The organism is Nitrosomonas sp. (assembly GCF_020852615.1).
In the GTDB taxonomy this organism is placed as follows: Bacteria; Pseudomonadota; Gammaproteobacteria; order Burkholderiales; family Nitrosomonadaceae; genus Nitrosomonas.
On the sequence record NZ_JADZAJ010000031.1, the window covers coordinates 50,876 to 69,542 of the forward strand.

At 51.8% G+C, this 18,667-nt stretch carries 18 protein-coding genes and 1 tRNA gene; 15 read left to right on the top strand and 4 right to left on the bottom strand.

What is annotated here, in order from left to right; translation table 11 throughout:
- The first annotated feature begins 97 nt into the window (after window positions 1–97).
- Both IT527_RS07255 and IT527_RS07260 read left to right on the top strand, forming a co-directional pair.
- Window positions 98–874 (top strand): PEP-CTERM/exosortase system-associated acyltransferase, encoded by a 777-nt coding sequence (locus IT527_RS07255; protein ID WP_292967863.1) that lies wholly within the window; start codon window positions 98–100, stop codon window positions 872–874.
- Window positions 875–1,086: 212 nt separating this feature from the next.
- Window positions 1,087–2,547, top strand: a complete 1,461-nt coding sequence (locus IT527_RS07260; RefSeq protein WP_292967864.1) for a porin — start codon at window positions 1,087–1,089, stop codon at window positions 2,545–2,547.
- Window positions 2,548–2,613: 66 nt separating this feature from the next.
- On the opposite strand, the gene IT527_RS07265 is transcribed toward IT527_RS07260, so the two are convergent.
- The 3 genes from IT527_RS07265 to IT527_RS07275 all read right to left on the bottom strand — a co-directional run bounded on the left by IT527_RS07265 (window position 2,614) and on the right by IT527_RS07275 (window position 3,859).
- Window positions 2,614–2,913: an addiction module antidote protein gene (locus tag IT527_RS07265; protein WP_292967865.1), complete on the bottom strand. Its 300-nt coding sequence runs from the start codon at window positions 2,911–2,913 to the stop codon at window positions 2,614–2,616.
- Window positions 2,910–3,161 (bottom strand): type II toxin-antitoxin system RelE/ParE family toxin, encoded by a 252-nt coding sequence (locus IT527_RS07270; RefSeq protein WP_363278117.1) that lies wholly within the window; start codon window positions 3,159–3,161, stop codon window positions 2,910–2,912. Before IT527_RS07270 ends, IT527_RS07265 begins: the two co-directional genes overlap by 4 nt.
- 212 nt (window positions 3,162–3,373) lie before the next feature.
- Window positions 3,374–3,859 carry a YajQ family cyclic di-GMP-binding protein gene (locus tag IT527_RS07275; protein WP_292967866.1) on the bottom strand — a complete coding sequence of 162 codons (486 nt, stop codon included), beginning with the start codon at window positions 3,857–3,859 and terminating at the stop codon, window positions 3,374–3,376.
- Window positions 3,860–4,010: 151 nt separating this feature from the next.
- Between IT527_RS07275 and wecB the strand changes: the two genes are divergently transcribed.
- The 5 genes from wecB to nudB all read left to right on the top strand — a co-directional run bounded on the left by wecB (window position 4,011) and on the right by nudB (window position 9,403).
- On the top strand, window positions 4,011–5,120 hold the full coding sequence (gene wecB / locus IT527_RS07280; RefSeq protein ID WP_292967867.1) for a UDP-N-acetylglucosamine 2-epimerase (non-hydrolyzing): 1,110 nt from the start codon (window positions 4,011–4,013) through the stop codon (window positions 5,118–5,120).
- 2 nt (window positions 5,121–5,122) lie between these two features.
- Complete coding sequence (locus IT527_RS07285) at window positions 5,123–6,574, top strand: mannose-1-phosphate guanylyltransferase/mannose-6-phosphate isomerase (RefSeq protein ID WP_292967868.1); 1,452 nt, start codon at window positions 5,123–5,125, stop codon at window positions 6,572–6,574.
- A 163-nt stretch (window positions 6,575–6,737) separates the two neighbouring features.
- Complete coding sequence (locus tag IT527_RS07290; protein ID WP_292967899.1) at window positions 6,738–7,064, top strand: zinc ribbon domain-containing protein; 327 nt, start codon at window positions 6,738–6,740, stop codon at window positions 7,062–7,064.
- Between the two features lie 75 nt (window positions 7,065–7,139).
- Window positions 7,140–8,921 carry an aspartate--tRNA ligase gene (gene aspS, locus IT527_RS07295; RefSeq protein ID WP_292967869.1) on the top strand — a complete coding sequence of 594 codons (1,782 nt, stop codon included), beginning with the start codon at window positions 7,140–7,142 and terminating at the stop codon, window positions 8,919–8,921.
- An 11-nt stretch (window positions 8,922–8,932) separates the two neighbouring features.
- Window positions 8,933–9,403 carry a dihydroneopterin triphosphate diphosphatase gene (gene nudB, locus IT527_RS07300; protein ID WP_292967870.1) on the top strand — a complete coding sequence of 157 codons (471 nt, stop codon included), beginning with the start codon at window positions 8,933–8,935 and terminating at the stop codon, window positions 9,401–9,403.
- A gap of 72 nt (window positions 9,404–9,475) precedes the next feature.
- On the opposite strand, the gene IT527_RS07305 is transcribed toward nudB, so the two are convergent.
- Window positions 9,476–9,552 (bottom strand) — tRNA-Val (locus IT527_RS07305).
- Window positions 9,553–9,700: 148 nt separating this feature from the next.
- On the opposite strand from IT527_RS07305, the gene gmk reads away from it, so the two are divergent.
- From gmk to IT527_RS07345, 8 genes are all read left to right on the top strand, one after another.
- A complete protein-coding gene (gene gmk / locus IT527_RS07310; RefSeq protein ID WP_292967871.1) occupies window positions 9,701–10,306 on the top strand; it encodes a guanylate kinase in 606 nt (201 codons plus the stop codon).
- A 39-nt stretch (window positions 10,307–10,345) separates the two neighbouring features.
- Window positions 10,346–10,549, top strand: a complete 204-nt coding sequence (gene rpoZ / locus IT527_RS07315; RefSeq protein WP_292967872.1) for a DNA-directed RNA polymerase subunit omega — start codon at window positions 10,346–10,348, stop codon at window positions 10,547–10,549.
- A gap of 707 nt (window positions 10,550–11,256) precedes the next feature.
- Window positions 11,257–11,778, top strand: a complete 522-nt coding sequence (hslV, locus tag IT527_RS07320) for an ATP-dependent protease subunit HslV (RefSeq protein WP_292967873.1) — start codon at window positions 11,257–11,259, stop codon at window positions 11,776–11,778.
- Between the two features lie 38 nt (window positions 11,779–11,816).
- Window positions 11,817–13,148, top strand: a complete 1,332-nt coding sequence (gene hslU / locus IT527_RS07325) for an ATP-dependent protease ATPase subunit HslU (RefSeq protein WP_292967874.1) — start codon at window positions 11,817–11,819, stop codon at window positions 13,146–13,148.
- 10 nt (window positions 13,149–13,158) lie between these two features.
- A complete protein-coding gene (locus tag IT527_RS07330; protein ID WP_292967875.1) occupies window positions 13,159–14,337 on the top strand; it encodes an acetyl-CoA C-acyltransferase family protein in 1,179 nt (392 codons plus the stop codon).
- 29 nt (window positions 14,338–14,366) lie between these two features.
- Window positions 14,367–16,001 carry a glucose-6-phosphate isomerase gene (pgi, locus tag IT527_RS07335; protein WP_292967876.1) on the top strand — a complete coding sequence of 545 codons (1,635 nt, stop codon included), beginning with the start codon at window positions 14,367–14,369 and terminating at the stop codon, window positions 15,999–16,001.
- 21 nt (window positions 16,002–16,022) lie between these two features.
- Entirely contained in the window at window positions 16,023–17,522 is a 1,500-nt protein-coding gene (gene glgA / locus IT527_RS07340) for a glycogen synthase GlgA (protein WP_292967877.1), read from the top strand.
- Between the two features lie 390 nt (window positions 17,523–17,912).
- Complete coding sequence (locus IT527_RS07345; RefSeq protein WP_292967878.1) at window positions 17,913–18,632, top strand: PEP-CTERM sorting domain-containing protein; 720 nt, start codon at window positions 17,913–17,915, stop codon at window positions 18,630–18,632.
- The last annotated feature ends 35 nt before the right edge of the window (window positions 18,633–18,667 follow it).

Genomic DNA, 18,667 nt, shown 5'->3' on the forward strand with positions numbered 1-18,667 from the left:
AGGATTTGAGCAAATTGGCTGGCTGGCTAATACAGCCGGCAAATAACCGACTCGTTCTTTGGACAATTTTTATAATCAAAAACAAGCGCAATCAATCATGTTTACCCAGGAAACCACTCATCTTGGCACATCTTTCAAACAATATTTTGAAATTGTGCCCGCACTTACCGATGAGTTGAAACATGAAGCCTACCGCGTCCGCCATTCCGTTTATTGCGAGGATTTGCAGTTTGAATTTGCACGGTCTGACAGGTTTGAAACAGATGAATATGACGCACATTCACTACATCTTCTGATTCGCAGCATCCGCGACAATGCATTCATTGGCTGTACCCGTATTGTCCGTCCGCCACCGGGCAACAGCGACAGACGTCTGCCTTTTGAGAAAATCTGTGATCAGACACTGGACCGTTCCATCATCGACCCCGCCAGACTGCCGGCAGATAAAATTGGTGAAGTTTCCCGCCTGGCCGTCATCGCCACCTTTCGCCGGAGAAAAGGTGAAAAAAATCACCCTATCAATATTTCAGAGGAAGATTTCGGTACAGGCCCGATGATGCGCTTTCCTTATATTCCACTGGGACTTTATATCGGGACCATTGAACTGGCACGTCTGCACGATATCAGGGTACTTTTTATGCTGACCGAAGAACGGCTGGCCGGCCATTTCAGCAGATTGGGCGCCAGACTGGAACCTATTGGTGCTCCTGTTGAATATCGCGGCCTGCGTTTCCCATCCATGGTGGAAATAAGCAGCACTATCAGTGGCATGCGTTCAATTTTCCGGCCGCTCTATCAAACCATTGCCGAGGATATTCGAACCGGACTGGAAAAACAGGGTCACCAGAGCATAAATACTTCTACAAATCGCTGATCACAACGCAGAAATGCCTGTTTCCTCAGAACCGGATTCTCATTCAATCCTCTCCCCCGTTAATAAACAGCCCCAAAATACAACAAAGACGGTCTGATACCGGGCGCTGGTGTAACAGGAACGTCACAACTCTGTAACAGGATCGTCACACGTTATTGCAATAATCCACTCCATTTTGATTAACCAGTTTCCGCAACGGAGTGTAAGCAATAATGACCGAAAGATTCGCTGTAACAAAGTACCGGCTTGGCCTGATGTTGTTCACCATGCTTGGTTTTTCACCCGCCAGCGCCCAGCAACTGATTTTGTATGTAGATACCGTCACCAAGCAGGTTTATACAGAACCGGGTGAAAACAGGATAAAACTGGGGACATTCCAGCAGGTAAAGGATGAGCCACCCCGAAAATCACCCGAGCAGCCATCCCGGGTCAGTGCAAGGCCAGAAACCGCCCCGGTATCTGCTCCGGTGTCAGCCAGCGCTGCCACAGCCAGTATGGAACAGCCCAAAACAGAGTTACCTTCAGCAGAAAAACCCAAAGAAGAGAAGAAGTGGTACGACAGAATCGGCATCAAGGGCTACGCACAGTTCCGCTACAGCAAGAGCCTGTGGGGAGACAAGGACGATGTTTCCTACTGGCAGGACAGTTCAGCAGGCCCGAACAGCTCCTTCCTGATCAAACGGGTACGCCTGGCTTTTTCCGGCGATATTACCGACCATCTTTACCTGTACCTGCAACCGGATTTTGTCAGCACACCGGCAGGCTCCAGCTCGACTCATTTTCTCCAGTTGCGGGATGCTTACGCTGATATTTTCTTTGACAGGAACAAAGAATTTCGCATCAGAGTCGGGCAATCAAAAGTTCCTTATGGCTTTGAAACCATACAATCCAGCCAGATACGCCTCACACTCGACCGCAATGATGCAATGAGCAGTTGCTGCCGGGATGAGCGCGACATCGGCGCCTTTTTTTACTGGACACCGGCTCATGTGCGTGATCGCTTCAAGGACATCATGGCGAAGAACCTGAAAGGATCCGGTGATTACGGTATGTTCGCCTTCGGTGTTTACAATGGCCAGGGAGCCAATCGGCTCGAACTGAATGATGGCGTACACCTCGTCAGCCGCTTTACTTATCCGTACCAGTTCGGTAACGGCCAGATCCTTGAAGCAGGTGTGCAGGCCTTTCACGGACGCTACGTTGCCTCAAACGGCCCTGTTGCAACCGGATTCACTCCAGTCATGGATGCCCCCGGCAAAGGTTTCAGAGATGAGCGTGTCGGATTGCATGCCGTCCTCTACCCGCAACCCTTCGGGCTGCAGGCTGAATGGAACTGGGGACGCGGACCTCAGTTAAATGAGACCCAGACAGCAATTTCCAATGCCTCACTCAATGGCGGCTATGTGCAGGCCATGTATAAAATCGACGGGCTGCGCTGGGGAACCCTGTTCCCGTTTGTACGGTGGCAATACTACAACGGGGCGCTGAAATCCCAGCGTAACGCTCCCAGAGATCGTGTCAGAGATCTCGAACTGGGACTGGAATGGCAGGTTATGAAAGAAATTGAGCTTACAGCGGTTTATCACATGATGAATCGTACTAATGTCATGAACGCCCCTTATGGCCCGTTCAAGGCTGATATCCTGAGATTCCAGTTACAGTGGAATTACTGATACTCCTGAAAACAAGCGACCGATCACTCGGGCATCACCACAGTAAATCAACTGGGATTTTCAGGTTTATTGATTGGAAGCCTGGATATGCAGCTTCAGCCCAAGTGCCTTGACAACTTTCATGATGGTGGAAAACTCGGGATTTCCTTCCCCGGATAGCGCTTTGTAAAGGCTTTCCCGGCCAAGACCGGTATCGCGGGCAAGCTGGGTCATGCCACGCGCACGGGCAATATTGCCCAATGCTTTGGCGATGTAGACGGCATCATCGCCCGCTTCTTCCAGGCAGGCGTCAAGGTAAAGGGTTATGTCTTCCTCGGTTTTCAGGTGTTCAGCACTGTCCCAGCGGCGCCGCTTTACTTTATTCATTGTTTATCCCCCAATTTTACGAGCGGGTTCGGGTGCTGCCTTGATGTCCTGCTGTTGTGCAGCTTTGTTTCCACCCGCCAGCAGCATAAATATTTCCATGCCTGTTTGAAATAGACCCGGTATCCAGAACCTGTGTGGATACGCATTTCCGATACGCTTTCCCCTAGTGGGCCGCAATCACCAAAATTGCCATCTTCTGCATGGTCAATCCGTGCCTGGATTCTGGCTTTTGCTGAGCGATCTTTCAGATTGACGAATCAAGTGTCAAAAACTTCGGTGGTCTGGATTGTGTTCATACACAACAGTATCCCAAAGGATACATTTCATCAAATGAATATCCAGAAGGTAGAATTCCCCTGCACGCGGATTACAGCGAACAATATGCTGCCTGGCGAAGTGGATCACAAACCCTGGCACAGCGCAGATACTGCTTTGCACACTACGCCGATTAAAGTTTTCGTTAATCCCGGAAGTTACGGAACTGCAGTGGCTGTTCAGTGATGCTGCTTTTCACCAGCTGAATCGCTTCCTGCAGAACATCACGTTTAGCCCCGGTAATCCGGACGACTTCACCCTGAATACTGGCCTGGACCTTAAGTTTGCTGTCCTTGATCAGTTTGACGATTTTTTTGGCCAGATCACTCTCCACTCCGGTTTTAACCGTTACTTTCTGTTTCACTTTGTTACCACTGATCTTTTCAATCTGTCCTTTGTCCAGACAGCGAACATCAATCTCCCGTTTGGTAAGCCGGGTCATCAGGATATCCATCACCTGATCCAGTTTGAATTCATCGTCAGCAAAGAGAGACAGTTCGTAATCTGTCTGCTCGGCACGAGTATCCGAGCCTTTGAAATCAAAACGGGTGGAAACTTCTTTATTCAGCTGATCAACTGCATTACGGATTTCCTGCTTATCCACTTCGGAAACAATATCAAATGAAGGCATAATTTTTTTGCTCAGATTGTAAAGTTGAATCCGGCATTATAGGACGGGTAATTTCTTTTGCATAAACAGGCCGGGAAAAGCCAATGTTTTCCTGCCGGCTGCCTGCTCTGGATGGTTTACAATCTTCCCTATTGTTTCGCGAGGAAAAATCATGCAGAAAACGGTTTATCTCATCGCCGGTGCGCGCCCTAATTTCATGAAAATTGCACCTATCGTCCGCGCATTGCAGCAACAGGACAAACTGGCTTATAAAATTGTCCATACCGGCCAGCATTATGACCGGGAAATGAATGATGTTTTCTTCGAGGAACTGGGCATCCCGCAGCCGGATATTTTCATGGCGGCCGGGGGAGGCAGCCATTCGCAGCAGACAGCCAAAATTATGGTTGCCTTTGAGGAATACTGTCAGGCAGAACGACCGGATGCAGTGCTGGTGGTGGGTGATGTTAACTCAACACTGGCCTGTTCGATTGTCGCCAAAAAACTGCATATTCCGGTAGCGCATGTTGAAGCAGGGTTGCGCAGCGGCGATATGTGCATGCCGGAGGAAATCAATCGCCTGGTAACAGACAGCATTACCGACTGGTTTTTCGTGACTGAGCCAAGCGGGCAGCAAAATCTGCTGCAGGAAGGCAAACCGGCATCAGCCGTTCACTATGTTGGCCATGTTATGGTGGATAATCTGCTTTATCAGGTGGAGAAGCTTGCGCAGGCAGATACTTCCGGCTTTGAAACCAGCCCGCTGAAAGCCTCACTGAGCAACCGGCCGTATGGCGTAGTCACTCTGCACCGGCCAAGCAATGTGGATAACCCGGAAGCCCTGCAGCGTATCAGCCGGACACTGAAACAGATTGCCGAACACATACCACTTGTTTTTCCGGCGCATCCGCGCACACAGAATAATCTGAAGAAATTCAGCATCGATCTGGGGCCAAATATCACACTGATCGGCCCGCAGGCTTATATGCCGTTTCTGCACCTGTGGAAGGATGCCGCGCTTGTTCTGACCGACAGCGGCGGTTTACAGGAAGAAACCACAGCGCTGGGGGTGCCCTGCATCACCATCCGGGAAAACACCGAGCGGCCGGTTACCGTAGATGAAGGCACAAATATACTGGCGGGAACCAGCCCTGAACGCATACTGGCTGCCGTTGACAACGTCCTGCAAGGGCGCGGAAAACAGGGACGCCGGCCGAATTTATGGGATGGGAATGCTGCACGCCGCATTGTGGAAATACTCTCCAGAGAACTGTATTCCTGAATATGAAGCACACGCTCATTCCCGTCATTCTTTCCGGTGGCTCCGGCACCCGGTTGTGGCCACTTTCACGCCAGCAGTATCCCAAGCAGCTGCTGCCACTGGTCAACCGGTATTCCCTGCTGCAGGAAACTGTACGCCGGCTGGACGGGCTGGAGGATATTTCCGTCCAGCCTCCCATTATCGTCAGCAATGAGGAATACCGCTTTGTTATTGCGGAGCAGTTACGGGTTTTGGGTAAAACCGGCAAGATTATCCTTGAACCTTACGGGCGTAACACTGCTCCTGCACTGACAGTAGCTGCCCTGGCAGCGATACAGGGGGAAGATGACCCGATTTTGCTGGTGATGCCGTCCGATCATATCATCACAGATATTTCAGCTTTTCAGACAGCCGTTCATAAAGGGATATCGCTGGCTGAAAGCGGTATGCTGGTGACTTTTGGTATTACACCCGATTCACCGGAAACCGGTTATGGCTATATCCAGTACGGTACGGTACTGCACGAGCCGGGTACTTTCCGGATTTCCCGTTTTGTCGAAAAACCGGATCTGGCCACAGCACAAAATTATCTGGAGGAAGGTTCTTACCTGTGGAACAGCGGCATGTTCATGATGCGCGCTTCGATCTGGCTTGCTGCCATCAACATCTGCCGGCGGGATATTCTGGAAGCCTGCCGTATCGCGTGGCAACCGGATAAAGTAGATGGTGATTTTTACCGGATCGACAAAAACACGTTTGCCGCGTGCCCGAGTGATTCGATTGACTATGCAGTCATGGAGCCGCTTTCCGCACATCCGGATACGCTGCCGCCGGGCGCCATCATCCCGCTCTCGGCCGGGTGGTCAGACATCGGAGCATGGGATGCGTTGTGGCGCACATTACCCAAAGATGAATCCGGCAATGTGACGCGCGGCGATGTGCAGCTGCATGCGTGCCACGATACGCTGGTGTTTTCAGAGAACAGGCTGGTTGCCTGCATCGGTGTGGAAAACATGGTGATTGTGGAAACACCTGATGCCATTCTGGTTGCCCATCAGGGCAGAACACAGGAAGTAAAACACATTGTCGATCTGCTGAAACAGCGCAATCGTCCGGAGATCAGTTCACACCGCAAAATTTACCGCCCGTGGGGCTGGTACGATTCAATTGATACGGGTGAACGTTTCCAGGTCAAACGTATTGTCGTCAACCCCGGTGCGGCGCTTTCACTGCAAATGCACCATCACCGCGCGGAACATTGGATCGTAGTACGGGGAACAGCACGGGTGACCAAAGCAGAAGAAACCTTTCTGGTCAGTGAAAATGAATCTACCTATATCCCGTTGGGAACACCACATCGACTGGAGAATCCGGGGCGTGTACCGCTGGAGATGATTGAAGTCCAGTCTGGCTCTTATCTGGGGGAAGACGATATTGTCCGGTTTGAGGATAAATACGGCAGAAAAGAAAATTAGCCAGGCTATTTTCAAACTGAAACCACCTGTATCCCTGCCGGAAAATTACACTGTCAGTCAAAGGGCCTCTGCATGGACCCCGGCAGCGCGGCTCATGGAGAATCCGCATAGCGGTTCCTCAAGTATAATGCCATTTTTCAAGGTTTTATTTGAAGGAGGAATGATGCCAATCTATGAATATGCCTGCCATGCGTGTGGATTGGAAAAGGAACACCTGCAGAAAATGAGTGACGCACCGATTGCAAATTGCCCGGCTTGCGGCAGCAGCGATTATGTCAAGAAAGTATCTGCTGCCGGCTTCCAGTTGAAGGGAACGGGCTGGTATGTAACAGATTTCAGAAATAAAAATACCCGATCCGGCTCACAGCCAAAAGAAGAACCCGGCAAGGAAACCGGTACGGCAGATAAATCAGCCACAAGTACGGCAACTGACAGCTCATCGACGACAACATCAGCCGCTGCAACCACCTCTGCTCCTTCAGCAGAGTAGCTACAAACACGCTCGAACAGGATTTTGATACGGCAACACAGCCAACCGATTTTTATATTTAACCAACATCAACTTATGCGTACTGACTATTGCGGCGCCATCAATACACGCCACCTGGGTAGAACCGTTACATTATGTGGCTGGGTACATCGCCGGCGCGATCACGGCGGGGTTATTTTCATTGATCTGCGCGATCGCGAAGGAATCGTTCAGATCGTTTGTGACCCCGAAAATATTGCCGCCTTTCAGGTTGCTGAAAAAATCCGCAGTGAGTTTGTGCTCGAAATCACCGGGACAGTGCGCCATCGCCCGGAGGGAACCGTCAACCGCGGTATTCTCAGCGGCGAAATCGAAGTGCTGATCAATACAATCGAAATCCTGAATCCTTCACTCACTCCGCCCTTCCAGATGGATGACGACAACCTGAGTGAAGCGATACGGCTGGAATACCGCTATCTGGATTTGCGCCGCCCGGTAATGCAACGCAATATCCGCTTGCGGCACCAGGTCACTATGGCCGCACGCACTTTCCTTGATCAGCATGGTTTCATTGACGTGGAAACCCCGATGCTGACCAAATCCACTCCGGAAGGCGCACGCGATTATCTGGTACCTTCACGCGTCAACGCCAACCATTTTTTTGCATTGCCACAATCCCCGCAGCTGTTCAAGCAACTGCTGATGGTGTCTGGCTTTGACCGTTACTATCAGATTACCCGCTGCTTCCGCGATGAGGATTTACGCGCCGATCGCCAGCCGGAATTCACCCAGATCGATATTGAAACCTCTTTCCTCTCAGAAAATGACATCATGAGTATGATGGAGGACATGATCCGCCGTCTGTTTGCAGCCGTGATTGATGTCAGCCTGCCCGACCCCTTCCCCCGGCTCAGTTACGCCGAAGCGATGTTTCATTACGGATCGGACAAACCTGATTTACGGGTACCGCTGATATTGACAGAGCTGACAGATCTGATGCAGGACGTGCCCTTCCAGGTTTTCCGTGATGCTGCACAGAAAGCAGGCGGTCGCGTGGCCGCATTACGTATTCCTGGCGGCGGAGAACTGTCCCGCAAGGAGATCGACGAATACACCCGGTTTGTCGGGATTTACGGAGCAAAAGGCCTGGCCTATATCAAAATCAATGATCTGGCCAAAGGGCTGGAAGGTCTGCAATCCCCCATCCTGAAATTCCTGCCGGAACAGGTCATACAATCAGTCCTCGAACGTACCCGGGTACAGAATGGTGATCTGGTATTCTTTGGTGCCGACAAAGCCAAAGTTGTTAATGATGCGCTGGGTGCATTACGTGTCAAAGTCGGACACGAACGCGGTCTGGCTGAAAAATCCTGGAAACCGTTATGGGTTGTTGATTTCCCGATGTTCGAATGGGATGAGGAAGAAAAGCGCTGGCAAGCCCTGCATCACCCCTTCACTTCGCCCAGCCAGGGGCATGAAGATTTTCTGTCGAACGATCCGGGCAAGGCACTTTCCAGAGCGTATGACATGGTGCTGAACGGGATGGAAATTGGCGGAGGCTCCATCCGTATTCATCGACAGGATGTGCAGAGCAAGGTGTTTCAGGCATTGAATATTTCAGATGACGAAGCCAGACTGAAATTTGGTTTCCTGCTGGATGCCCTGCAATATGGCGCCCCTCCGCACGGCGGTATTGCTTTTGGCCTTGACCGTATTGTTGCCATGATGACCGGAACGGATTCCATTCGTGATGTCATCGCTTTCCCCAAGACACAACGTGCCCAATGCCTGCTGACACAGGCACCCGGCATGGTTGAGGAAAAACAGTTGCGGGAATTGCACATCCGTCTGCGTAAAACTGAAACCACAAGCAGCTAACCGGATTACTGTTGCAAGCCTATAAACTGCCCATATCGGTACTGGTTGTTATCCACACAGCGGATCTTCTGGTATTGCTGCTGGAGCGGGCCGACCACCCCGGTTACTGGCAGTCGGTTACCGGCAGCCAGGATCCGGGTGAAACACTGTTGCAAACCGCCGTACGTGAAGTTAAAGAGGAAACCGGCCTGAATGCCACTGACTTTACTCTGTCTGACTGGCAGATACAAAACCGCTATCGGCTCTATGAAGAATGGCGCTGGCGTTACCCGCCGGGAATTACGCACAATACCGAGCATGTATTCGGGCTGGAATTACCGGAAACCAGACCGGTGGTGATCTCATCCCGGGAACATCTGGGATACGCCTGGTTACCATGGCAGGAAGCTACTGAAAAGGTATTTTCCCCAAGCAATGCACAAGCCATTCGTCTGCTTGCAAAACAACAGGGGTCCGAAAAAAGGCCGGCCAACCGGGAATAAAGAGAAAAAACAGGAAATAAAAATCGGGGGATATCGCTAAAGCGATGACAGATACCAGAACTGAAAACATTCTGGTAGGCGCGATTGGACTCGAACCAACGACCCCCACCATGTCAAGGTGGTGCTCTAACCAGCTGAGCTACGCGCCTGAAGCCTAGATAAGAAAGCGGGATTTTAACTGAAACAGTCACCCGCTTCAAATTTATTCATGTACTCTGCTGTTAACAATCGTAATTGCAGAAATTTACTGGAATTTCCCTGTTAAAATACGCAAAAATTTCAACAAAACCAGACATTATGAGTTGCCTGTTTGTAATCAGCGCACCTTCCGGTGCCGGTAAAACCAGCGTAGTCCATGCTCTTCTGCAAATGGACATCAACGTAACCCTGTCAGTTTCCTACACCACGCGCCCGCCCAGACAGAGTGAAGAAAACGGTCGTGATTATTATTTTGTGAATCACGCTACATTCAGAAGTATGCAGGAACGCAACGAATTTCTGGAAAACGCTGAAGTACACGGCAATCTCTACGGCACATCACGGAAATGGATAGAAGAGACCCTGGCTGCAGAACAAGATGTGCTGCTGGAAATTGACTATCAGGGTGCGCAGCAGGTACGTACACTCTACCCGCAGGCCATTTCCATTTTTATTCTGCCACCCTCTATGGAAACGTTGAAGCAGCGGCTGGAACAGCGCGGTCAGGATGAAAACAAGGTAATTGAACGTCGGTTATCAGCAGCCCGCAATGAAGTCAGCCAGCTGAACCGGTTTGATTATGTAGTTGTGAATCACGAGCTGGAAACAGCCGCACAGGAAATTGCCTGCATCATCCGGGCAGAACGGTTAAAAACAATGCGTCAGCTTGTCAGACAGCGCTCTCTGATTGCAGAACTTTCCTGACCCTCACCCGTTTATTGTAAATTTTACTGGAGTTATCACATGGCACGTATCACGATAGAGGATTGCCTGGAAGTTATCCCGAACCGTTTCAACATGACACTGGCCGCCACTGCACGAGCAAGACAAATCTCCGTCGGCTCCACTCCGATGGTTGATCCCGGGCGCGACAAGCCAATCGTCATCGCCTTGCGTGAACTGGCACAGAAAAAATACAACGAAAGTATACTTAATACACTTCGCTGACCGGACAAGACAGTACATTACGCTTGCCCGGGCAATTACCCAGCCCGCAACATCGTCCCGGCCACCACCACGATGCCGGAATCGCGCCACACCCGAATCAGCACCATAATCTGGTTTCAATCGTCCGGCGCAGATTGAATGCCAGAAGCCCTCCGGGCCGCTCATTACCCGGCGGCCCTTTTCGGGCACGCCGGATGATACGATGCGTACCGTGCCAGTACACCGCATGCAAGATCTGCGATTCCCGGACAGTTCTTCAGCCATCGCTGCATGATATAAACTGCATGTCCCGATTTTTTTCGCCGATTTTTTTCACAAAACTTCAAGTGCATGGCCTTTGTCTGTACAGCATCTGTTACCACAGGGAAATTGACCTGAACCCCGATAATCCCATCACATGGCATCTCTGCCACCCTGCTCGCCATTACTATCCCGCACGAAACGATAAACCCCTGCCTTCGTCTCAAAACAATTGAGATATTCACCAGTATGCTGCCTTTTATCGTCCGTTTTTTATGGTATTTCCATTAAATGCTGTATCCACACATCTACACACAATCAGACCGGAACAGCATCAATTTTTGTATGGAACGTATCGGGCCCTCTCAACTCCACCCGGAAACAGCCCACCCCTCTGATAGCACCGCCACCTGAATCCGGCTGTAAAACGGCGCTATAATCAGGGTTTTCGTCACACACATAAAAATATGACCACGATCGTATCAGTCCGGCGCGGACAACAGGTAGCATTGGGTGGCGATGGCCAGGTAACACTCGGCGCTGTCGTCGCCAAAGCCAGTGCGCGCAAGGTGCGCAGACTTTATCACGGCAAGGTGCTGGCCGGATTTGCAGGTGGCACCGCCGATGCCTTCACGCTGTTTGAACGTTTCGAAGCCAAGCTGGAAAAGCATCAGGGGCACCTCATGCGGTCAGCGGTCGAGCTTGCCAAAGACTGGCGTACCGATCGCATCCTGCGCCGCCTGGAAGCCATGCTGGTGGTAGCCGACCATGAAGCTACCCTGATCATCACAGGTGCAGGTGATGTCATTGAGCCTGAACAGGGAATCGCGGCCATCGGCAGTGGCGGCTCCTATGCCCAGGCGGCAGCACGCGCACTGCTGGAAAACACCGATCTGAGCGCAAAAGAAATTGTTACCCGAGCGCTCGTGATTGCCGGAGACATCTGTATCTATACCAATCAGGTACACGTTATCGAACAGCTCGACTAATCCAGAAATTACTCTACTCCACGTCAGGAATCCCCATCATGTCGCATATGACTCCACAGGAAATTGTTCACGAACTGGACAAACATATCATCGGACAGGACACAGCCAAACGTGCTGTTGCCATCGCACTGAGAAACCGCTGGCGCAGACAGCAGGTGGATGAACCACTGCGCCATGAAATCACACCTAAAAACATTCTGATGATCGGCCCGACCGGGGTGGGCAAGACTGAAATTGCCAGACGGCTGGCCAGACTGGCTGATGCCCCTTTCATCAAGATCGAAGCAACCAAGTTTACCGAAGTCGGCTATGTCGGACGGGATGTTGATTCCATCATCCGCGATCTGGTGGAATCTGCCATCAAGCAGGCGCGTGAGCGTGAAATCAGAAAAAACCATCCGCTGGCAGAAGATCGGGCGGAAGAACGGATACTCGATGCTCTGCTGCCCCCGGCCCGCGATCTGAATTTCGATTCCAGCCCCAGCGAAGAAAGCAATGCAACACGCCAGAAATTCCGTAAAAAATTGCGTGAAGGCGAGCTGGATGACAAGGAAATTGATATTGAAGTCGCCATGCCGCACGCCAGCATGGAAATTTTTGCCCCGCCGGGGATGGAAGAGCTGACTTCCCAGATTCAGGGCATGTTCCAAAATATGGGTGCCGGCAAGAAGAAATCGCGCAAACTGCGTATCAGCGAAGCAAAAAAGCTGTTGACCGAGGAAGAGGCCGCGCGCCTGATCAATGATGAAGAGCTGAAGCTGGGTGCCGTGCAAAACGTTGAGCAGAATGGCATCGTGTTTCTCGATGAAATCGACAAAATTACCAGTCGCTCGGAAACCTCCGGCTCCGATGTTTCACGCCAGGGTGTCCAGCGGGATCTGCTGCCACTGGTGGAAGGAACAACAATATCTACAAAATACGGCATGATCCGCACTGATCACATCCTGTTCATCGCCAGTGGCGCTTTTCATCTGGCCAGGCCGTCAGATCTGATTCCTGAACTGCAGGGGCGTTTCCCGATCCGGGTAGAACTGGACAGTCTCAGTGCCGAAGATTTCAGACAAATCCTCACCAACACCGATGCCTGCCTCATCCGTCAGTATCAGGCATTACTGAAAACCGAAGGAATCGAACTGGATTTTTCGGAAGATGCCATCGCACAGCTGGCTGAAATTGCCTATTCAGTCAATGAAAGAACCGAGAATATCGGCGCCAGAAGGCTGCATACCGTCATGGAAAAATTGCTGGAAGACATTTCATTCAATGCCACCCGCTACAGCGGCAGCACACATGTTATCGATGCCGCATATGTCGAAGAACGGCTCGGCAAGCTCTCGCAAAGCGAAGATCTGGCCCGTTACGTGCTGTAGCCGCATTTGAATGAGAAGCGTCGTTGTTGTCAGTGGTGCAAGAACTGCTATCGGGGATTACGGTGGGGCACTGAAGGATATGGCCCCCGCCACACTGGCCGCCATCACCATCAGGGAAGCTGTTTTCCGTGCCGGCATAGATCCGGGATCAGTCGGACAAGTGGTCGCCGGGCATGTGATTCCCACTGAAGCACGGGATATGTACCTGGCACGTGTAGCGGCACTGGAAGCCGGTCTGCCGCAGAGTGTAGCAGCATTCACCCTGAATCGGGTTTGCGGCAGCGGTTTACAGGCAATCATTTCAGCTGCGCAGACCGTGATGCTGGGGGATACAGATGTTGCCATCGCTGCCGGCGCTGAATCAATGAGTCGGGGAGGCTACCTTCTTCCCGCATTGCGCTGGGGACAACGCATGCGGGACAGTACTGCAATTGACATGATGGCTGGTGCCCTGACAGATCCGTTCGACCGGATACACATGGGCATCACTGCTGAAAACATCGCCGGGAAATGGGGTATTACCCGCGAACAGCAGGATCAGTTCGCGCTGGAAAGCCATCGGCGTGCCATCCATGCCATCCGTAACGGCTATTTCCGGGAACAGATCGTACCTGTTGAAATTGCTGCTCGCGAAGGCTCGGTCACATTTGAAACTGATCAGCATCCGCGTGACAACATCAGTCTGGAAGCGCTGGCAAAGCTGCACCCCGCCTTTCAGGAAAATGGCACAGTTACGGCCGGCAATGCATCCGGTATCAACGACGGCGCTGCTGCACTGGTACTAATGGAAGCCGGTGCAGCCGAACTGAGTCACCATCAGCCGATGGCGCACCTGGTCGCCTACGGCCATGCAGGAGTCGATCCGCGTTATATGGGAATCGGCCCCATACCTGCAGTCAGACAGGCACTGGATCGTGCCGGGCTCAAGCTGGCAGACATGGATATCATCGAATCCAACGAAGCATTTGCCGTCCAGGCTTGCGCTGTCGCCCGGGAGCTGGGGTTGGATCCGGATAAAACCAACCCGAACGGTGGTGCAGTGGCACTGGGGCATCCGATTGGTGCCTCCGGCTGTATACTGGCAATCAAAGCCATTTATGAACTGCAGCGTATTCGTGGCCGCTATGCACTGGTCACCCTGTGTATCGGTGGCGGGCAGGGAATTGCCGCAATCTTCAAAAGATACTGACCCTGCTGCTCACCTCATGGAGAACAGATATGTCAACACTCACTCAATCCCCGGCCTGGCTGGCACTGGATATGCACCAGGCAGAAATGGCCAGCCGCTCTCTGCGTACACTGTTCAGCGAAGATCCGCAACGCTTCAGTAAATTTTCACTGCAATTCGGAGATTTACTGCTCGATTACAGCAAACAGCCTGTTGATGAAACCACCATCCAACTCCTGCTGGCGCTGGCGGAACAGCAAAAACTGGCAGACTGGCTCGCTCGCATGGCCAATGGTGAAAAAATCAACTTCACCGAAAACCGATCTGCCCTGCATATCGCCTTGCGTGCCAACTCACCGGTTTTTACGGATGGCGTGGATGTCACGCAGGAAGTCAGACGGGTACTGCAGCAGATCGAGCATTTCACCGAAAAAATTCATGGTGGAATGCATCGGGGCTATACCGGCCTGCCGATTACCGATGTGGTCAATATCGGGATAGGCGGCTCTGATCTGGGGCCAGTCATGGTAACTGAAGCACTCCGGCCCTGCCATGTGCCACAACTGCGTGTTCATTTCGTTTCCAATATCGACGGTGCTCATCTTTCCGGCACACTGCAGCAGCTCAACCCTGCCACCACCCTGTTCATCATTGCCTCTAAAACATTTACCACCCAGGAGACTCTGACTAACGCTCATTCCGCCCGGAAATGGTTTCTGGCCAATGGGGGTAGCGAGCAGGCGATTGCAGCGCACTTTGTCGCCGTTTCCACCAACCGTGAGGCAGTCAGCCAGTTCGGAATCAATCCGGACAACATGTTTGAATTCTGGGACTGGGTAGGCGGACGCTATTCATTATGGTCAGCCATTGGCCTGCCGATTGCGCTGGCAGTGGGGATGGAAAATTTCCGCTCACTGCTGGCCGGTGCACAGGCAATGGATCACCACTTTCTGACTGCGCCTTTCGAGCAGAATCTACCTGTCATGCTGGGACTGATCGGCATCTGGCAAATCAATTTTTTTCACATTACCAGCCAGGCCATCCTGCCTTACGATCAGTCTTTGCATCGTTTGCCGGCTTATCTGCAACAGCTGGAAATGGAAAGCAACGGCAAACGTGTCAATCGCAATGGCGAAACAGTCGACTACAGTACCGGTGCAGTAATCTGGGGAGAATCCGGCACCAATGGTCAGCACGCTTTTTATCAGCTGCTGCATCAGGGTACACAGAAATTCACCGCTGATTTTCTGGCGCCATGCCAGTGCCAGCATCCGTTAACTGAGCATCATCCCATGCTGCTGGCCAATTTCTTTGCCCAGACCGAAGCACTCATGCGCGGAAAAACAGCACAGGAAGTCAGAACCGAGCTGCTGAATCAGCATCTGCCTGCCAGTGAAGTGGAACGCCTGCTCCCTCATCGTGTTTTTCCGGGCAACCATGCCACCACCTCGATTCTGTTCAAAAAACTTGATCCGGCAACCCTGGGAAAACTGATTGCGCTGTATGAACATAAGGTATTCGTACAAGGCATCATCTGGGAAATCAACTCATTTGACCAATGGGGCGTGGAACTGGGAAAACAGCTTGCCGGAACGATCCTGTCCGAGCTGATTTCAGATTACCCCCGCGCGCAGCATGATGCCTCCACCCGTGGCCTGATCGATTTTTACCGGGCACAGCAATAGATCGGAGTCAATCTGAAAACTATGCCTTCATCTTCTTTCCGCAAACACCCGAAGGTGTTATTTGTCACTCCCGAAGTATTCCCGCTTTGCAAAACCGGTGGACTGGGGGATGTCAGCGCGGCTCTGCCCGCTGCACTGCTCGAACTGAAAACCGATATCCGTCTGCTTCTGCCCGGCTATCCGGCAGTACTGGCCGGGCTAAAATCCAAACGTAAAGTAGCAAAACTCGATCTCCTGCCGCATTTTCCTCCGGCCACACTGTTTTCCTCCCGGCTGCAGGTGAATGAATCCGTGAGTGTGCCTCTGTATGTCATTCACTGCCCGCAACTTTACCAGCGGGAAGGCGGTATTTATCTGGACAGTAACGGACAGGACTGGCCGGACAATGCGCAGCGCTTCGGTTTACTGTCAAAAACGGGGGCACTTCTCGCCAGCGATGCCAGTCCCCTTGCCTGGGTGCCGGATATCGTCCACTGTAACGACTGGCAGAGTGGACTTACCCCCGCCTATCTTCACTATCACCCCGGTAAAAAAGCCATCAGCCTGATGGCACTGCATAATCTGGCTTTTCAGGGCAGCTTTCCACCCGATGAAACAGTAAAGCTGGGCCTGCCACCCGAGAGCTTCAGCATGCACGGTGTTGAATACTACGGCAATCTGTCATTCCTCAAGGCGGGCATCTATTACGCCACCAGAATCACTACGGTCAGCCCCACTTACGCCCGGGAAATCCAGAGTGAACCACTGGGATTCGGTTTACAGGGATTACTGGCCGAACGCAGCAATGATGTCAGCGGAATCGTCAACGGCATTGATACCGTCATCTGGAACCCGGCAACGGATCCACACATTGTGAAGCAGTACTCCACCCGGAGTCTGGCCGCAAAAAAATATAACAAACGCGCCCTGCAACGGGAAATGGGGCTGGAGGAAAATGCGCTTATTCCATTGTTTGCCGGAATCAGCCGTTTGAGTCACCAGAAAGGTTACGATCTTCTGCTGCAGATTGCGCCAGCCCTGATCAGTCTTCCCGCCCAGCTGGTGCTGCTGGGAAGCGGGGACAGCCGGCTGGAAAAACAGCTGATAACACTTGCGCAGACCTATCCCGGAAAAGCAGCTGTCCGCACCGATTATGATGAAAGACTGGCACACCGGATCAATGCCGGTGCAGACTGCTTTCTGATGCCGTCACGCTTTGAACCCTGCGGCCTGAACCAGATGTACAGCCAGTGTTACGGCACGCCCCCCATCGTCCATGCAACCGGCGGGCTGATTGACACCGTAGTCGATCTGAACGACGAAACCCTGGCCGATAAATCTGCAAGTGGATTTTACTTTCATGAGATGACACCGGAATCATTCATGAATGCAGTCAGGCGGGCAATCGGTACCTATGCCAATACCCGGTTGTGGAAAACCCTCCAGCACAGCGGGATGAACAGGGATTTCAGCTGGAGAACAAGTGCCGCGACTTATTTATCTATCTATTCGTCATTGATGCAGCAACAACAATCCTCCTGAACAGCTGGAATCCGAGCCCGGATTTTACGAAGAGCCGGGCGGCAGCAGAGCCGGGCTGCCGTATCTCCGCTTTCACCTCACCCCTGCAAGCCCCACTGTGAAGCAACTCAAGATATTCTGAAAGACCGTTTTTTACCCTTATGGGTGCCCGGCACACAACCTGAAGTACACCTGCTCCCTCCATCGGATATAGTCGGATGTAAATAAAAACCGCACACTCCGTACACCTCCGCCGCCAGAGTATTAACCCGGTTTACTTCGTGATATAACATGACAACCAGCTTCCCGATAAATATATGTCATATTTTGATGCAGTTTTCATATTTTATGAAGGAGGATAATGGTAATATATTTTTTAAAAACAAATACTTATATTAAGGAAACTATAAAATGGATTTAAGAATAACGATCAGAAACGGAATCAGTGCGGCAGGAATCTGTTTGGGGTTGTCGATGGCACCCGCCCAAGCCGGGACAGCCGGTTCGATAGCACTGGATATAACCGGTGGCTGTTTTGCCTATGGTGGTACAGGATGTGGCAACACTGACACGAGCAGGCTGGAATATGCGAACGGATCATTCGAATTTCATAATAATCTTCTTGTTATCAGTAATCCGGCAACCTATGCCTATCAGGCCGCCATTTCTCTGCATGCGGAAGCGCCCGGCCCCGGCAATACAACCCTTTCGTTTGACTACGCTCCATCCAGAACATTTGCTTCCCTGGCCAATCTGACATCGGATCCACTATGGGGAATGGCTTACAGTTTCGTAAATACAGTGTTAAGCCTTCCGGCTGGCTCATTTACCGCAACGATACCACCTGCAATGGGGCCATTCACTGCTTCCTGGAATTACCTGCCAAACCCGGGATCGACACCGATCAGTGCCACCGGTACATTTGAAGCCTGGTCCGGTGATAATCTGAACGGGCTTTCGCAGCTTCTGTTTAATCAGCCGCTTCCCGCCAGCCCGGTCAGTTTCACACTGAGTGTGGCGCTTAATGTAATCCCGGAACCGGCAATGATTGCTCTGACAGGTTTAGGTATGCTGGGAATGGGGGTAATCCGGAAACGTACAGCGCCCCGATCTGTCCGCCAAATTGCATAAACCGGTAAAGCAGGGTAAACCGCTGTGGTTTTTCA

Excerpts from the sequence above, each read along its gene's own strand:
- IT527_RS07255 (WP_292967863.1), top strand. The coding sequence starts at position 98 with ATGTTTACCCAGGAAACCACTCATCTTGGCACATCTTTCAAACAATAT.
- IT527_RS07260 (WP_292967864.1), top strand. The coding sequence starts at position 1,087 with ATGACCGAAAGATTCGCTGTAACAAAGTACCGGCTTGGCCTGATGTTG.
- IT527_RS07265 (WP_292967865.1), bottom strand. The coding sequence starts at position 2,913 with ATGAATAAAGTAAAGCGGCGCCGCTGGGACAGTGCTGAACACCTGAAA.
- IT527_RS07275 (WP_292967866.1), bottom strand. The coding sequence starts at position 3,859 with ATGCCTTCATTTGATATTGTTTCCGAAGTGGATAAGCAGGAAATCCGT.
- wecB (WP_292967867.1), top strand. The coding sequence starts at position 4,011 with ATGCAGAAAACGGTTTATCTCATCGCCGGTGCGCGCCCTAATTTCATG.
- IT527_RS07285 (WP_292967868.1), top strand. The coding sequence starts at position 5,123 with ATGAAGCACACGCTCATTCCCGTCATTCTTTCCGGTGGCTCCGGCACC.
- IT527_RS07290 (WP_292967899.1), top strand. The coding sequence starts at position 6,738 with ATGCCAATCTATGAATATGCCTGCCATGCGTGTGGATTGGAAAAGGAA.
- aspS (WP_292967869.1), top strand. The coding sequence starts at position 7,140 with ATGCGTACTGACTATTGCGGCGCCATCAATACACGCCACCTGGGTAGA.
- gmk (WP_292967871.1), top strand. The coding sequence starts at position 9,701 with ATGAGTTGCCTGTTTGTAATCAGCGCACCTTCCGGTGCCGGTAAAACC.
- rpoZ (WP_292967872.1), top strand. The coding sequence starts at position 10,346 with ATGGCACGTATCACGATAGAGGATTGCCTGGAAGTTATCCCGAACCGT.
- hslV (WP_292967873.1), top strand. The coding sequence starts at position 11,257 with ATGACCACGATCGTATCAGTCCGGCGCGGACAACAGGTAGCATTGGGT.
- hslU (WP_292967874.1), top strand. The coding sequence starts at position 11,817 with ATGTCGCATATGACTCCACAGGAAATTGTTCACGAACTGGACAAACAT.
- IT527_RS07330 (WP_292967875.1), top strand. The coding sequence starts at position 13,159 with ATGAGAAGCGTCGTTGTTGTCAGTGGTGCAAGAACTGCTATCGGGGAT.
- pgi (WP_292967876.1), top strand. The coding sequence starts at position 14,367 with ATGTCAACACTCACTCAATCCCCGGCCTGGCTGGCACTGGATATGCAC.
- glgA (WP_292967877.1), top strand. The coding sequence starts at position 16,023 with ATGCCTTCATCTTCTTTCCGCAAACACCCGAAGGTGTTATTTGTCACT.
- IT527_RS07345 (WP_292967878.1), top strand. The coding sequence starts at position 17,913 with ATGGATTTAAGAATAACGATCAGAAACGGAATCAGTGCGGCAGGAATC.